Origin of the sequence: Bradyrhizobium sp. SZCCHNR1015 (assembly GCF_032489875.1) — a bacterium.
Lineage (GTDB): Bacteria > Pseudomonadota > Alphaproteobacteria > Rhizobiales > Xanthobacteraceae > Bradyrhizobium.
The window spans coordinates 216,234-230,879 of the sequence record NZ_JAUEYW010000008.1 but is presented as its reverse complement, the minus strand read 5'-3'; the positions used below and the strand labels follow the sequence as shown (position 1 = coordinate 230,879).

Annotated in this window: 14 protein-coding genes; all 14 read left to right on the top strand. The window is 67.2% G+C overall.

Translation table 11 applies throughout. From position 1 onward, the window contains the following. Window positions 1-3 precede the first annotated feature (3 nt). The 14 genes from QX128_RS15950 (at window position 4) to QX128_RS15885 (ending at window position 14,642) form a co-directional block, all read left to right on the top strand. Window positions 4-849, top strand: coding sequence for a phosphoenolpyruvate hydrolase family protein (locus QX128_RS15950; protein WP_315802951.1), 846 nt, complete (start codon window positions 4-6; stop codon window positions 847-849). A gap of 74 nt (window positions 850-923) precedes the next feature. After that, the gene (locus QX128_RS15945; RefSeq protein ID WP_316237905.1) at window positions 924-3,821 is read left to right on the top strand and encodes a flotillin family protein; all 2,898 of its coding nucleotides are present in this window, start codon (window positions 924-926) and stop codon (window positions 3,819-3,821) included. A 6-nt stretch (window positions 3,822-3,827) separates the two neighbouring features. Continuing rightward, window positions 3,828-4,265, top strand: coding sequence for an SRPBCC family protein (locus QX128_RS15940; protein WP_315802953.1), 438 nt, complete (start codon window positions 3,828-3,830; stop codon window positions 4,263-4,265). Between the two features lie 4 nt (window positions 4,266-4,269). Then, window positions 4,270-4,713, top strand: coding sequence for an SRPBCC family protein (locus QX128_RS15935; RefSeq protein ID WP_315802954.1), 444 nt, complete (start codon window positions 4,270-4,272; stop codon window positions 4,711-4,713). A gap of 15 nt (window positions 4,714-4,728) precedes the next feature. Beyond that, window positions 4,729-5,550 (top strand): FAD binding domain-containing protein, encoded by an 822-nt coding sequence (locus QX128_RS15930; protein ID WP_316180565.1) that lies wholly within the window; start codon window positions 4,729-4,731, stop codon window positions 5,548-5,550. A gap of 3 nt (window positions 5,551-5,553) precedes the next feature. Next, on the top strand, window positions 5,554-6,033 hold the full coding sequence (locus tag QX128_RS15925; protein WP_316180567.1) for a (2Fe-2S)-binding protein: 480 nt from the start codon (window positions 5,554-5,556) through the stop codon (window positions 6,031-6,033). A 12-nt stretch (window positions 6,034-6,045) separates the two neighbouring features. Next, window positions 6,046-7,620 (top strand): xanthine dehydrogenase family protein molybdopterin-binding subunit, encoded by a 1,575-nt coding sequence (locus tag QX128_RS15920; protein WP_316237904.1) that lies wholly within the window; start codon window positions 6,046-6,048, stop codon window positions 7,618-7,620. Window position 7,621: 1 nt separating this feature from the next. Then, window positions 7,622-8,644 (top strand): xanthine dehydrogenase family protein molybdopterin-binding subunit, encoded by a 1,023-nt coding sequence (locus tag QX128_RS15915; protein WP_315802958.1) that lies wholly within the window; start codon window positions 7,622-7,624, stop codon window positions 8,642-8,644. Between the two features lie 6 nt (window positions 8,645-8,650). Continuing rightward, complete coding sequence (locus QX128_RS15910) at window positions 8,651-9,532, top strand: MoxR family ATPase (RefSeq protein WP_315802959.1); 882 nt, start codon at window positions 8,651-8,653, stop codon at window positions 9,530-9,532. After that, window positions 9,529-10,647 carry a VWA domain-containing protein gene (locus QX128_RS15905; RefSeq protein ID WP_315802960.1) on the top strand — a complete coding sequence of 373 codons (1,119 nt, stop codon included), beginning with the start codon at window positions 9,529-9,531 and terminating at the stop codon, window positions 10,645-10,647. The genes QX128_RS15910 and QX128_RS15905 overlap by 4 nt, the downstream gene beginning before the upstream one ends. Further along, complete coding sequence (locus QX128_RS15900) at window positions 10,644-11,531, top strand: amidohydrolase family protein (RefSeq protein WP_315802961.1); 888 nt, start codon at window positions 10,644-10,646, stop codon at window positions 11,529-11,531. Before QX128_RS15905 ends, QX128_RS15900 begins: the two co-directional genes overlap by 4 nt. Window positions 11,532-11,570: 39 nt before the next feature. Next, window positions 11,571-12,419 carry an MBL fold metallo-hydrolase gene (locus QX128_RS15895; protein ID WP_315802962.1) on the top strand — a complete coding sequence of 283 codons (849 nt, stop codon included), beginning with the start codon at window positions 11,571-11,573 and terminating at the stop codon, window positions 12,417-12,419. Window positions 12,420-12,437: 18 nt separating this feature from the next. Beyond that, the gene (locus tag QX128_RS15890) at window positions 12,438-14,012 is read left to right on the top strand and encodes an isochorismatase family protein (RefSeq protein ID WP_316237903.1); all 1,575 of its coding nucleotides are present in this window, start codon (window positions 12,438-12,440) and stop codon (window positions 14,010-14,012) included. 3 nt (window positions 14,013-14,015) lie between these two features. Continuing rightward, the gene (locus QX128_RS15885; RefSeq protein ID WP_315802964.1) at window positions 14,016-14,642 is read left to right on the top strand and encodes an NAD(P)H-dependent oxidoreductase; all 627 of its coding nucleotides are present in this window, start codon (window positions 14,016-14,018) and stop codon (window positions 14,640-14,642) included. Window positions 14,643-14,646: the final 4 nt, after the last annotated feature.

Genomic DNA, 14,646 nt, shown 5'->3' with positions numbered 1-14,646 from the left:
GTGATGCCGAGATATGAGCGCGCACCGCTGCTGAAGAAGTTTCGCGACATGGTGCGCCGTGGCGTGCCGATCATCGGCGGCGGCGCCGGCACCGGCCTATCTGCCAAATGCGAGGAGGCCGGCGGCATCGACCTGATCGTGATCTACAATTCCGGCCGCTATCGCATGGCCGGCCGCGGTTCGCTCGCCGGCCTGATGGCCTATGGCGACGCCAATGCCATCGTGGTCGAGATGGCCAGCGAGGTGCTGCCGGTGGTGAAGTCGACCCCGGTGCTCGCGGGCGTCAACGGCACCGACCCGTTCCGCGACATGGATGTGTTCCTCGACGAGCTGAAGTCGCTCGGCTTCTCCGGTGTGCAGAACTTCCCAACCGTCGGCCTGATCGACGGCACTTTCCGCGCCAACCTCGAGGAGACGGGCATTTCCTACGCGCTGGAGATCGACATGATCGGGCGCGCGCACGACAAGGACCTGCTGACGACGCCTTACGTCTTCAATGAAGCCCAGGCCGCGGGCATGGCGATCGCGGGCGCGGACATCATCGTCTGCCATCTCGGTCTGACAACCGGCGGCTCGATCGGCGCGCAGACCGCGCCCAAGCTCGAAGACTGCCCCGGCCTGATCGACAGCTGGGCCTCGGCCGCGCTCAGCGTCAACCCGGAGATTCTGGTTCTGGCCCATGGCGGCCCGATCGCGGAGCCGTCCGACGCCGACTTCATCATGAAGCACACCAAGAACTGCCACGGCTTCTACGGCGCCTCCTCAATGGAGCGGCTGCCGGTGGAGCGGGCGCTGACGGAGCAGGTACGACATTTCAAGGCAATCAGCGCGCGGCCACGCCGCGTCTGAGGTGACAACACGATATCCGGCAGCCCTGGCGCCTGGCGCCACGCTCGCCGGACGGAGACTGAGGGAGGAATGAGATGTCCGGGGTTCTGATCGGTGAGCTGATCCTTTGGCTGATCATCGCGATCATCGTCATCGTGGTCGCAGTCTACATCGTCAACTGGCTGTATCATCGTTCGTCGAAGGAGGTCTCCTTCGTCCGAACCGGTTTTATGGGTGAGCGCGTCGTCATCAATGGCGGCGCCTTCGTGATGCCGTTCATCCACGACTATACGCCGGTCAACATGAACGTGCTGCCGATGGGAATCACGCGCGCGAAGCAGGACGCCGTGATCACGCGTGACCGCATGCGGGTCGACGTCGAAGCCGACTTCTACGTGCGTGTGCAGCCGACCAGGGAAGCGGTGTCGATTGCGGCCGCGACGCTCGGCCGGCGCACGCTCGAACCGGAAAAACTGCACGCGTTGCTCTCCGGCAAGTTCATCTCCGCCCTGCGCGCGGTCGCGGCCGAGATGACGATGGAGCAGATGCATGAGCAGCGCGGCGACTACGTGTCCCGTGTGAAGGCGGCCGCCTCCGAGGCGCTGGCGCAGAATGGCCTGGAGCTGGAATCGGTCGCGATCACCGATCTCGACCAGACCGACCTCGAATTCTTCAACCCCTCGAACCGGTTCGATGCCGAGGGCCTGACGCGGCTGATGGAGGACATCGAGAGCAAGCGCAAGCTGCGCAACGACATCGAGCAGGACTCGATGATCAAGATTCGCACCCGCAACCTCGAAGCCGAGCGCGAGGCGCTCGATATCGAGCGCGAGAGCGAGACGGCGCGGCTGGAGCAGGAGCGCGACATCGAGATGCGCCGCGCCCTGCAGCGGACGGAAGTGGCGCGCGAGCGGGCGCTGCGCGAGACCGAGGCCGAGCAGGCACAGATCATGGCGCGCGAGGCGATCGAGAAGGCGCGGATCGCGAACGAGCTGACGATTGCCGAGGCCCGAATCGCGGCCGAGCGCGACACGCGGCAGCGCGAGATCGAGCGGACGCGTGCCGTCGAAGAGAGGGAGCTGCTGGCGCGCGAGGATATCGAGAAGGCTCGTATCGCCAATCAGCGGGCCATCGATGCCGCGCGGATCGAATCCGAGCGCGAGGTGCGCCAACGCGATATCGAGCGGACCCGCACCATCGAGGAAGCAGAGATCGCGGCGCGCGAGGCGGTCGAGAAGGCGCGGATCCAGCAGGATCGCGTCGTCTCCGATGCGCGCATCGCCAATGACGAGGAGACACGCCGCCGCGAGATCGAACGCACCCGCGCGGTCGAGCAGGCGGAGATCGCCGCGCGCGAGGCGACCGAGAAGGCGCGCATCGCGCAGACCATGATCGTCAATCTGGAGCGCATCAGCTCCGACGAGCGCACCCGCGCCACCGAGATTGCCCAGGTGCGCAACATCCAGGAGGCCGAGATCGAGGCGCAGAAGGCGGTCGAGGCCGCCCGGATCGCGCGCGAGCAGGCATTGTCGGCAGAACGGATCGCTGCCGAGCACGCCACGCGCAAGCTGGAGATCGAGCGCAACCAGGGCGTCGAGATCGCCGGCATCGCCGCGCGCGAGGCGACGGAAGCCAGCCGCATCGCGCAGGAGGAGCGGGTGCGTGCGCTGGAGATCGCGCGCATCCGGACCATCGAGGAGGCGGACATCGCCTCGCGCGAGGCGATCGAAGCGGCCCGCATCGCCCAGGAGCTGGCTGTAACAGCCAAGCGGATCCAGTCGGAGAAGGAGACGCGCAGCCTGGAGATCGAGCGCACGGAGGCCGTCGAGGCCGCCGATCTGAAGCGTCGGGAGGCGGTCGAGCGGCGTCGCATCGAGGTCGAGCTGGCGCTGGAGGCCGAGCGCATCGCCTCGTCGCGGACGCGCGAGGTGCTCAACATCGACCAGAAGAAGGCGATCGAGCTCGCCGACGAAACCCGCGTGATCGAGCTCGCTGCCAAGCGCGCCGAGCGCATCGATGCGGATCGCCAGGTCAAGGAAGCCGAGATCGTCGCGCGCAAGCAGGTCGAGACCGCCGATGTCTCGCGCGAGCAGGCGCTGGAGGCTGTCCGGCTGGAGCGTCGCCGGGCGATCGAGCAGCTCGAGGTCGCGCGCGTCCAGTCGCTGCAGGAGGCCGAGATCGCGGCCCGTGAGGAGGTCGAACGCGCCCGCATCGCCTCCGATCGCGGTCTCGACGAGGCCCGCATCGGCCGCGAGCGCGAGCTGCGCAAGCTCGAAGTCAATCGCGAGAAGGACGTCGAGACTGCGCTGATGGAGAAGGCGATCGCGCTGTATCAGAAGTCGCTGGAGGAATCCGCGGCCAAGGTCGCGGCCGAGGAGGCGCGCACGCGCGCAACGGAAGCGGCAGAGAAAGTGGTCACCGCGCGCGAGAGCGAGATCGCCCGCCGCCGTAAGACCGTCGAGGTGCTGCTCGCCGAGAAGCAGGCCGAAGAGACGCGGATCGCGGCCGAGGCCGAGCGGGTTCGTGCCGCGGTCGAAGCCGAAGCGCAGAAGCTGCTCAACGAGGCCGAGAACGTCCTGACCGATCAGGCGCGCTACTCGCTGTTCCGGCGCAAGCTGCTCGACCGCATCGAGGGCATCGTGCGCGAGAGCGTCAAGCCGATGGAGAAGATCGAGGGCATCCGCATCCTGCAGGTCGACGGCTTGAACGGCAATGGCGGCAACGGCAATGGCGGCCGCAGCGCGACCGACGAGGTGATCGACTCCGCGCTGCGCTACCGCGTGCAGGCGCCGCTGATCGACTCCATCCTCTCCGACATCGGAGTCGAGGGCGGCAGCCTCGCCAAGATGCCCGGCCTGATCCGCGAAGCCAGGGACATGCAGGGCATCCGGAAAGAGACGTCCGCGCGCAAGGATGCAGGCGGCGGAGGTGGAGCAAATGATGCCAGCCCATCGGAGCCGCCAGCCGACCGCGGTCCGCGCAAGAAGGGGTGAGGCACCATGGCGAGAGTCTACGTCTCCACCGTCGTCAATGCCCGCAACGACCGGGTGTGGGCGCGGGTGCGCGATTTCAACGGCCTGCCGAACTGGCATCCGGCGATTGCCGAGAGCCGCATCGAGGGCGGCGAGCCCGCCGACAAGATCGGCTGTGTCAGGGATTTCAGGCTGCGCAATGGCGACCGCATCCGCGAGAAGCTGCTCGGCCTGTCCGACTACGACATGTTCTGCACCTATTCGATTTTGGAATCGCCGATGGGCGTGTCGAACTACGTCGCGACCTTGCGCCTGACGCCGGTTACCGACGGCGACAAGACCTTCCTGGAATGGACCGCCGAATTCGACTGCGCCCCGGAGCGCGAGGCCGACCTGGCCGGCTCGATCGGCGGCGGCGTGTTCCAGGGCGGCTTCGATGCGCTCAAGCGGGCGTTCGGAGGCTGACGCCGTGCCGCACGTCGTCAAGAGCACCATCATCGACGCGCCGACTGACCGGGTGTGGGAGGTGCTGCGCGACTTCAACGGTCATGATCGCTGGCACCCGGCGGTGGCGACCTCGGCGATCGAGCGCTCGCAGACGTCCGACAAGATCGGCTGCGTCAGGCGCTTCCGGCTCAAGGACGGGTCGGAGTTGCGCGAGCAACTGCTGGCGCTGTCCGATCTCGAACAGAGCTTCAGCTACTGCCTGCTCGACACGCCGATCCAGCTGTTCAACTACGTCGCCCATGTCCGGCTGCTGCCGGTCACCGATGGTGATCGCACCTTCTGGCACTGGGAGAGCCGCTTCACGACGCGGCCCGAGCAGGCCGAGGCTCTGACGCGCATGGTGGCGGAAGACATCTACCAGGCCGGCTTCGAGGCGATCCGATCGCATCTGAAGCAGGCGGCATGAGCAAGAGGTGAACCGATGCCGGTCACGGTGAAGACGTTTCAGGCCGCGAGCGACGCGGCGTCGGCGCTGTCGTCCGATCGCGCAGCCCGCTATCTCGGCGGCGGCACGCTGGTGATGCGCGATCTGAACGAAGGCGACGTCTCGATTGCGACCGTGGTCCGCGCGACCGACCGCGCGCTGCAGAGCATCGATGCGGCGGGCGCGCGCATCCGCATCGGCGCCGCGGTCACTTTTGCCCGCGTGCTGGCCGAGCGCGAGCTTGCGTTCCTGCATCCGGCGGCGCGCTCGATTGGCGGGCCGGCGGTCCGCAACATGGGCACCGTCGGCGGCAATTTGTTCGCACCTGCGCCATTCGGCGATTTCACCGTGGCGCTGCTGGCGCTGGACGGCACGGTCTCGGTGCAGGGCGGCTTCGGCGTCAGGGACATGCCGCTGGAAGAGTTTCTGCAGTCGCGCGATCGCCAGGCTGGTGCGCTGGTCGTCGCGGTCTCCTGCATTCGGCCGGCATCGGTGGATGCGTTCCGGTATCGCAAGATCGCCCGCATCAAGCCGAAGGGCGGATCTGTGATCACGATCGCGGCGCATGTTCCCCTCGGCGGCGGTCGCGTGACGGGGGCCCGGATCGCGCTGGGATCGATGGCCCCGACCGCCATCCGCGCCAAGGCGGCCGAGCGCGCGCTCGAAGGCCGGCCGCTCGATGCGACCGCGATCAGCGCGGCGGCTGCGGCGGCGGGCGAGGGGACGGCTCCCACGGACAATTCGCTGGCCAGCGCGTGGTACCGCCGCGAGGTCGCGGGCGTGCATCTGCGGCGGCTGTTGTCGGGGCAGGAGAGCTAGGCCATGACAAAGACTCCCCTTCAATTCCGGCACAACGGCCGCGACGTCGCGCTGTTCGTCGAAGGTGGCACCAACCTCCTGGTCGTGCTACGCGAGATGATCGGCGACGTCACGCCGAAATTCGGCTGCGGCCAGGGCGGCTGCGGTGCCTGCACGGTGCTGATCGATGGCGATGCTCATCTCGCGTGCCTGACCCTGGCGGAGTCCGTCGAGGGCCGTGCGGTCGAAACGCTCGACGGCATCAAGGCCGGGCCGAACCTGCATCCACTGCAGCGGGCGTTCGCCGACGGCTTCGCCGCGCAATGCGGCTATTGCACGCCAGGCATGATCATGGCGGCCAAGGCCCTGCTCGACAAGACCCCGCAGCCGAGCCGCGAGCAGGTCGTTGAGGCCATCTCCGGCAATATCTGCCGCTGCACCGGATACGAGCCGATCATCAATGCGGTGTTGGCGGCGGCCGCGTCGCTGCGCGCGAGCGCGTGAGGAGAGATCGCCATGCTGGAATTGCGCAAGGACATCTTCGCCGACGAGCGCGACGACAATCTCAACGAGGTCGGCAAGGGCACCCAGCGCCAGGACATGCTGGGCCATGTCACGGGAACCTCGACCTATTTCAACGATCACAAGCTGCAGGGCATGCTGCATCTGAAGGTCGTCAGATCCACGCAGCCGCATGCGCGGCTGCGCCGCATCGACACCAGCGAGGCCGAGCGGAGCGAGGGCGTGCGGCGGATCATCCGCGGCGCCGACGTGCCGCGCAATCTGAATACGCTGCTCAGCCTGATCAATTTCGGCAAGGACGACGAACCGACGCTCGCCGTCGACAGGGTGCGGTACCGCGGCGAGCCGATCGTCGCCGTGGTCGCCGAGACGCCGCGCGCGGCGGCCGAGGCGGCGGCCAGGGTACGCGTCGACTATGAGACCTTGCCGGCGGTGTTCGACGTCGAGGAGGCGCTAAAGCCGGGGGCGCCCGTCGTCAACGAGACCTATCCGAAGAACACATTCACCTATCACGAGCGCTACGATCATCAGAAGCTGCGCTTCGGCGACGTCGAGCGTGGCTTCTCCGGCGCCGATCATGTCTTGGAACAGCGCTACCAGATGTCTCCGATCGAGCATGCGCCGGTCGAGACCAACGGCTCGATCGCCGCGCCCGACACCAACGGCCGCTACGTGGTCTATACCTCGACCCAGGCGCTGTTCTTCTCGCTCGACACCTGCGCCAAGATCCTCGATCTGCCGTCGAACACATTCCACTTCATCGGCGGCACGGTCGGTGGCGGCTTTGGTGGCAAGGTCGACACGCTGACCGAGCCGCTCGCCATTCTCGCTGCGATGTTGACGGGGCGCCCGGTGTGCTACGTGCTCGGGCGAGAGGAGGAGATGCAGTTCGGGCCGCCCCGCGGCGCCGAGCGCATCTACATCAAGGACGGGGTCATGCGCGACGGCCGCATCGTGGCGCGCCAGATCCGCGGCTATTTCGACTCTGGCGCCTATACGCGGCTGTCGAGCTACGCGGTGGTCAAATGTGCCGCGCACCTGCCGGGGCCCTACACGATCCCGAACGTCCATGGCGACATCTACTGTATCTTCACCAACCGCACGCCGGCCACCGCGATGCGCGGCTTCGGCATCACCGGCATGGACTTCGCGCTCGAATGCCAGATGGACAAGCTCGCGCATCTGATCGGCATGGATCCGATGGAGTTCCGCATCCTCAACGCCTATCGCGACGGCGACATGAAGGCGCATCGCCGCGAGGCCAAGAACACCGCGCTGATCGAATGCGTCCAGGTCGCGGCCGAGAAGGCCAAGTGGCCGATCCGGGAGGAGTTCCGGCGCATGTCCTCGCGCAAGGATGGCGGCGGAGCGCGGGCGGCCGTTCCCTCCACGCCGCGTGAGCCGGTGAGCGCGCGGCCTGCGCCGGCGCAGCAGCGCACGAGCTATGACCGGGGGCTCCCGGTTTCTCCACCTCCTGAGCCGCCGTCACCACCCCCACAGAGCCCGGCACCGGCTCCCGCACACGGCGCGACGCGGTTCTCGTCGGTATTCGGCACGAGGAGGCGCTGACATGACCAGGCACCGCGGCCGCGGCATGGCGGCGATCAACTATCCCATCGGCATGAATCTCGGCGGCGATCCGAGCCAGGCGCTGGTGCACTCCAATCCCAGCGGCAAGTTCACCGTGGCGCTGTCTTCGATCGATCTCGGACAGGGCATGAAGTCGGTGACGCGGCAGATCTGCGCCGAGACGCTCGGCGTGCCGGTCGAGGACGTCTATGTCGACACCGCCGATTCCGACACCGGCCCGCATTGCATGGGCTCGTTCGCCTCGCGCGGCACGCATCGCGTCGGCAATGCCGTGATGGCTGCCGCCAAGGAGGCGCGCGGCGTCATGATGGAGGCGGCGGCCGAGGAGCTCGAGGTCAACGCCAGCGATCTCGAGACCGATGGCCGCGGCAACATTCACGTCAAGGGCGCGCCGCATCGCTCGATCTCGGTGAAGGACGTCGCCATCGCCGCGCAGTTCCGTCAGGGCAAGACGATCTCCGGCCGCGGCATCTTCCTGGTGCCGCTGTCGGAGGTGGATCCTGAGACCGGCGAAATGTCCCCGGCGACCTGCTACGCGCATGCGTGTCTCGTTGCCGAGGTCGAGGTCGATGACGAGACCGGCGAGGTCGGTGTGGTCAGGATGGACAGTGCCTATGAGCTGGGACGCGCGCTCAATCCCCGCCTCGTCGAGCAGCAGCTGGTCGGCGGCGCCTGGATGGGCATGAGCCACGCGCTCTACGAGACGACGGAGCCGTATTACCCGGACCCGAAGCAAGGACCGCGCGACTTCGTCGAATACCTGATGCCGGGACCTGGCGACATCTGTCCGCACGACATCGCCGTGCTGGAGCGGCCGGCGCCCGACGGGCCGTTCGGCGGCAAGGGCCCTGGCGAAATGTGCGCCAATCCGGTGCTCCCTGCCATCGCGAATGCGATCTTCAACGCCGTCGGCGTGCGCATCGACGAGCTGCCGATCACGCCGGAGAAGGTGCTGCGCGCGATCAGGGCCCAGGGTGGCGCCCGGCCACAGACGCGGCGGTGACGCAGCATGGTGGTCCGCAGCAACATCGTCGGCATCGACTCGCCGCAGGCGCTGGAAAAGGCACTGCGGGCGGCCTACTATCTCGCCGATGACGGGCTCTCGACCGCGGCCTATCTCGCCCTCGCGCTGGGCAAGCCGCTGCTCTTGGAAGGCGCACCCGGCGTCGGAAAAACCGAGGCGGCGAAGGCGATCGCTGCAGTGCTCGGCCGCAAGCTGATCCGGCTGCAATGCTACGAAGGCATCGACGCCGCGGCGGCGCTCTACGAGTGGAACTATCCGCGCCAGATGCTCGCGATCCGCCAGGCCGGCGAGGAGAGCATCGACATCTATGGTGAGACGTTCCTGATCGAGCGGCCGATGCTGGCCTGCCTGCGTGCGCCCGACTCGACGGTGCTGCTGATCGATGAGATCGATCGCGCCGACCAGGAGTTCGAGGCGTTCCTGCTCGAATTCCTCTCCGACTTCCAGATCTCGATTCCAGAGCGCGGCACGATCCGTGCCGCCGAGCGGCCGATCGTGGTGCTGACCTCGAATCGGACTCGTGACCTGCACGAAGCGCTGCGCCGCCGCTGTGTCTATCATTGGATCGACTATCCCGATGCGGAGCGCGAGGCGCGGATCGTGATGATGCGGGCCTCCAGTGTTGCCGAAGCGACCGCGCGGGCCGTGGTGGCTGCAGTGGCGAAGCTGCGGCGCGAGCCGCTGAGCAAGGCGCCCGGGATTGCCGAGGCGGTTGATTGGGCGGAGGCGGCGACGCTGCTCAACCAGACCGGCGCACGCTGGCCCGATGCGTTCAAGCGCGCGATTGGCGTCGCGCTGAAGGATGAGGAGGATCTGTCCTTCATCGCGCCGCGGCTCGATGCGATGCTCGCGGAGGCGATGACATGAGCGAGCCCCGCCTGCCGCAGGTGACTGAGATCTTCGTGACGTTCGCTGCGCTGCTGCGGCGGAACGGCTTCGCGATCGCACCCGAGCAGACCACCGCCTTTCTCGCTGCGATCGAACTGCTGGGGCCGACCAGCCTCGACGATATCCGGCGGGCCGGGACGGCGACCCTAGCGCCGCCGCCCGAGCGGCTTGCGACCTACAATCTGCTGTTCGACATCCATTTCGGCGTTGCCGAGGCGACGGCCTTCGGCGAGAGCGACAGGCAGGATGATGTCGTGCGTCTCCAGGAGGAAGGGAGCGGCGCTGTCGATCCCGATATCGCCGAGGAGCAGAACGAGTCCGGTCTGGCGGCCACGCGTGCCGAGGCGCTGGTCGCGCGCCGCTTGGCTGCGACCACAGGCGGCAACGTCCTGCAGCGTCTCGCGCGCCAGGCGCGTGCCAAGCTGCCGAAGCGGCGCGGCCATCGGCGCATGCGCGCGCGGCGCGGCAGTTTCGTCGACCTGCGACGGACCCTGCGTGAGAGCGTAAGGCGCGACGGTGAGGTGCTGTCGCTGCGGCGGCTGAAGCGACGGCCTCGATTGCGACGATTGCTGCTGCTGATCGATGTCTCCGGCTCGATGAAGGCGCGGACCGAGGACAACATGCGGCTCGCCCACGTGCTGGTGCAGGCCGTACCCCAGGCCGAGGTGTTCACGCTTGGGACACGGCTGACACGTGTGACGCGGCCCTTGCGGCTCAAGCGGCGCGAGCAGGCGCTGCTCGCTGCCTCTCATCTCGTCAGCGACTGGGACGGCGGCACGCGTATCGGCGAGGCGCTGCAGGCCTTCCTCGCGGTGCCGCGGTTCTCGACCTACGCGCGGGGCGCCGCCGTGCTGGTCATCTCGGATGGGCTCGAGCGTGGTGACCATCACGTGCTCCGTGACGCCGTGTGGAAGCTGTCGCTGCGCGCCTGGCGCCTGAGCTGGCTGACGCCGCTCGCGACGGGGCCCGGATTCAAGCCTCAAACCGAGGCGTTGCAGGCGATTGCGCCATTCGTCGACGACATCGCAGCCGGCGGGTCGGACGAGGCCATCGTCGCGCATGTGCTGTCGCTGGCACAGAGGAGGGCGGCATGACCGGATACGTCGATGCACATCATCACATCTGGCGGCAGGCCGATCTGCCCTGGCTGGTCGGGCCGATGCAGCCGCGGATTTTTGGCCCCTACGAGCCGATCCGGCGCGACTACGCGATCGGGGAATATCTCAACGACATCGCCGGCAGCGGCGTCAGGAAGTCGGTCTATGTGCAGACCAACTGGGCGAAGGACGGCTTCGAGGACGAGGCCGCCTGGGTGCAGCGAACTTCTGAGCAGCATGGCTTTCCGCATGCGATCGTCGCCTATGCCGATCTGAGCGTCGACGATGCGCGGCCGCAGTTCGACCGGTTGGCGCGCTACCCGCTGCTGCGCGGGGTCCGGATGCAGCTCCACTGGCATGAGAACCCGCTCTATCGTTTCGCTTCGTCACCAGACCTTTGCAGCGATAACCATATCCGCTCCAACATCGCGCGGCTCGCCGACTACGGCTGGTCCTTCGACCTGCAGGTTTTCGCGCCGCAGATGGCTGGCGCCGCGGCGCTTGCCGAGAGCTGTCCGTCCGTGACTTTCATCCTTCAGCACGCCGGCATGCCGGAGGACCTGTCCGCACATGGTCGCGATCAATGGCGAGCCGGAATGCAGCGGCTGGCGAACTGCAGCAACGTCGTCAGCAAGCTCTCGGGCCTCGGCACCTTCATTCGCCGCAACGATCCGGCGCATGTTGTCGAGGTGGTGCGGGAGACGATCGGAATGTTCGGGCCCGAGCGCTGCCTGTTCGGTTCGAATTTTCCGATCGAGAAGCTCTGGACCGACTATCGCGCACTGGTGGGAGCCTATGAGGCTGCCATCCAAGACCTCGACGAGCATGCACGCGCGCAGGTCATGGGAGGGACGGCGCAGCGCGTCTATCGGCTGGGATGATACCGCCTGCAACGACAACAAAAGCAACAGGGAACGCTCATGGCGCTGGAAATCAAGATTCTCGACTATGGTGACATCGAGCTCGAATCGAGCTTCCTCGTGCTCGGTCGTGATTGCGGCCGCACCCGCCGGGTGCTGACGCTCGGCTTCCTGATCCTGGGCGGCCCGTATCCGGTCGTGGTCGATACCGGCTACCGCTCCAACCAGATCATGGAGACGCTGGGCATGCGCGGGCTGCAGTACCATGAGAACATGATCGAGAACCAATTGGCGCGCCACGGCGTCCGCATGGGCGACGTCCGCTATGTCTGCCACACCCATCTGCACATCGATCATGCCGGCAAGGACGACCTGTTCCCGATGAACACGACGGTCGTGCTCAACCGCCGCGAGCTCGAATACTCCGTCTCCGGCCTGATGCATCCGCAATATCCGGCGCCGGACATCAAGCATCTCATCGACCGGCTGCACACCAAGAGCGCGCTGCGCTTCCTCGACCTCGAGCTCACCGGGCCGGTCGAGCTGATGCCGGGCGTCTATTGCGATGCTGCGAACGCCCATACCGAGGGCTCGATGAACATCCACGTCCACACCGCCGACGGCATCGCCACCATCTGCGGCGACGTCATCTACGATTTCAACGACCAGATCGTGACGCCGTTCAACGAGATCCAGGATGGCGAGCCGCGCACCACCGGCAATCACGGCACCACCAAGCGTGCCGAGAAGGCGGCGATCAAGAAGCTGTTGTCGAGCTCGCGCTATCTGCTGCCGGTGCATGATCGTCCCGCCAAGATCGAAGGCGGCGTCGTAACGGGGCGGCTGCACGACCAGGTGCCGGGCCCGATCGTGCAGTCGCTGCCGCAGCGGCACTGGTTCCCGGCGTGATCCGCACGAGGCACAACGATGACACACGTGACCTTGCGCCCTGAGTTCGAGACCCTGGTCGACCCCTACGCGCCGGTGGCGCAGGTGGCGACCGGCTTCGAGTTCACGGAGGGGCCGATCTGGCATCCCGTCGAGCAGTTCCTGCTGTTCTCCGACATGCCGGCTGATGTCCGCCGCCGCTGGGATGCGAAGCGCGGCGTGGTCGAGATGCGGCGGCCCTCGAACAAGTGCAACGGCATGACCTATGATGCCGAGCTCAACCTGATCGTCTGCGAACACGCGACGTCGTCGCTGGTGCGCGAGCGTCCCGACGGCCGCCGCGAGATCCTGGCGTCGCATTTCGAGAACCAGGAACTCAACAGCCCCAACGACGTGTGCGTCCACTCGAGCGGGGCGATCTACTTCTCCGATCCGTGGTATGGCCGCATGCCGGTCTATGGCGTGGAACGGCCGCGCCAGCTCGGCTTCCAGGGCGTGTACCGGGTGGCGCCGGGCGGCGGGCCACCGCGGCTGCTCGTTGACCGCCATCTGTTCGACCAGCCCAACGGGCTGTGCTTTTCGCCGGACGAGAAACTGCTTTACGTCAACGACACGGTGCAGGCGGTGATCCGCGTGTTCGACGTCGGCGGCGATGGTGCGCTGTCGAACGGACGCATCTTTGCAAGCGGCATCCGTTCCGAGCTCGAGCCCGGCGTGCCCGACGGTATGAAATGCGATCAGCGCGGCAATGTCTGGGTCACCGCTCCCGGCGGCGTCTGGGTCTACGCGCCCGGCGGCGAGCTGCTCGGCAAGGTCCGCGTGCCGGAGCTCGTCGCCAACCTCGCCTGGGGCGGGGCTGATTTCCGCACGCTCTATCTGACCGCGACGCATTCGGTCTACGCGATCGCAACCAAGATCGGTCCGCGCCACGAGACGTATATGAGCGGGCGGACTGGCAGCAACGCCGCGCCGGCCACCGCGTCTTCGGCCCCGCAGCTCGCTGCTGGCGACATGCAGCTCGACCCGCGCCGCTGCGCCATGATCATCCAGGACCTGCAGAACGACGTCATCATGGACGGCGGCGCCTTTGCCGAGTCCGGAGCGCCGGGGCACGCCAGGCAGCAGCGTGTTATCGACAATGTCCGGCGGCTCGCTGAGGCCGCCCGCGCGCGCGGCGTCGTCATCATTCACGTCTGGTTCGTGGTCGAGCCCGGCGCCCCCGGCGTGACCCTGAACGCGCCGTTGTTCGAGGGTTTGGTCGACAGCAGGGCGATGGTGCGCGGCAGCTGGGGGGCCGCGCCGGTCGCGGGGCTGGAGCCGCGGAGCGGGGACTTCGTCGTCGAGAAGATGCGGATGAGCGCCTGGGAGGGCACGCGGCTCGAGACCATTCTCAAGGCCACCGGGCGCGACGTCATCATCAACACCGGCGCCTGGACCAACATGTCGGTCGAGCACACCGCGCGGACCGGGGCGGACAAGGGCTACTTCATGGTGGTGCCGGAGGATTGCTGCTCGACCATGAACGCGGACTGGCACAATGCGTCGATCAACTTCGCCATGCAGAATGTTGCTGTCGTGACCACGGCCGACGCGGTGATCAGGGCACTTGGGTGAGGCATGCCAAAGCTGTTGCATCTCGTCGCCTCGCCGCGGGCGGATTCGGAATCCAGCGCCGGCGCGCGCGCCTTCCTGGACCGCTTCAGGCAGGCGCGGCCGGGATGGGACGTCGACGAGATGAATCTGTGGCGCGAGAATCTGCCGGAGTTCGACGGTGAGATTTTGCAGGCGAAGTATGCCCGCATGGGCGGCCGCGCCTTCACCGACGGCCAGCGCGGGGCGTTCGCGGCGGCCGAACGCATGGCGGTGCGGCTCGATCTGGCCGAGCGCGTCGTGATCTCGACGCCGATGTGGAATTTCGGCATTCCCTACAAACTCAAGCACTGGCTCGACATCATCAATCAGCCGGGCCTCACCTTTCACTTCGATCCGTCGCGTGGCTACCTGCCGCTCCTGAAGGATCGTCCGACGCTGGTGATCCTCGCCAGCGGCGGCGACTTCACCACCGGCATCAGCCGGGGGCGGACCGACCTCGCGACGCCCTATTTGCGCGAGGCGCTGCGCTTCATGGGTCTTCGCGACCTCCACTTCGTGGCGATCGGGCCGACCAGCGGACCGGCCACGCACACCGCCGCCGCACGTGAGCGGGCGCACAGGCGGCTCGCCGAGATGGCCGCACGATTCTAGCTGA

Bases quoted from the DNA above. Each gene is read 5' to 3' on its own strand.
- QX128_RS15950 (WP_315802951.1), top strand. From the start codon at position 4: ATGCCGAGATATGAGCGCGCACCGCTGCTGAAGAAGTTTCGCGACATG.
- QX128_RS15945 (WP_316237905.1), top strand. From the start codon at position 924: ATGTCCGGGGTTCTGATCGGTGAGCTGATCCTTTGGCTGATCATCGCG.
- QX128_RS15940 (WP_315802953.1), top strand. From the start codon at position 3,828: ATGGCGAGAGTCTACGTCTCCACCGTCGTCAATGCCCGCAACGACCGG.
- QX128_RS15930 (WP_316180565.1), top strand. From the start codon at position 4,729: ATGCCGGTCACGGTGAAGACGTTTCAGGCCGCGAGCGACGCGGCGTCG.
- QX128_RS15925 (WP_316180567.1), top strand. From the start codon at position 5,554: ATGACAAAGACTCCCCTTCAATTCCGGCACAACGGCCGCGACGTCGCG.
- QX128_RS15920 (WP_316237904.1), top strand. From the start codon at position 6,046: ATGCTGGAATTGCGCAAGGACATCTTCGCCGACGAGCGCGACGACAAT.
- QX128_RS15915 (WP_315802958.1), top strand. From the start codon at position 7,622: ATGACCAGGCACCGCGGCCGCGGCATGGCGGCGATCAACTATCCCATC.
- QX128_RS15910 (WP_315802959.1), top strand. From the start codon at position 8,651: ATGGTGGTCCGCAGCAACATCGTCGGCATCGACTCGCCGCAGGCGCTG.
- QX128_RS15905 (WP_315802960.1), top strand. From the start codon at position 9,529: ATGAGCGAGCCCCGCCTGCCGCAGGTGACTGAGATCTTCGTGACGTTC.
- QX128_RS15900 (WP_315802961.1), top strand. From the start codon at position 10,644: ATGACCGGATACGTCGATGCACATCATCACATCTGGCGGCAGGCCGAT.
- QX128_RS15895 (WP_315802962.1), top strand. From the start codon at position 11,571: ATGGCGCTGGAAATCAAGATTCTCGACTATGGTGACATCGAGCTCGAA.
- QX128_RS15890 (WP_316237903.1), top strand. From the start codon at position 12,438: ATGACACACGTGACCTTGCGCCCTGAGTTCGAGACCCTGGTCGACCCC.
- QX128_RS15885 (WP_315802964.1), top strand. From the start codon at position 14,016: ATGCCAAAGCTGTTGCATCTCGTCGCCTCGCCGCGGGCGGATTCGGAA.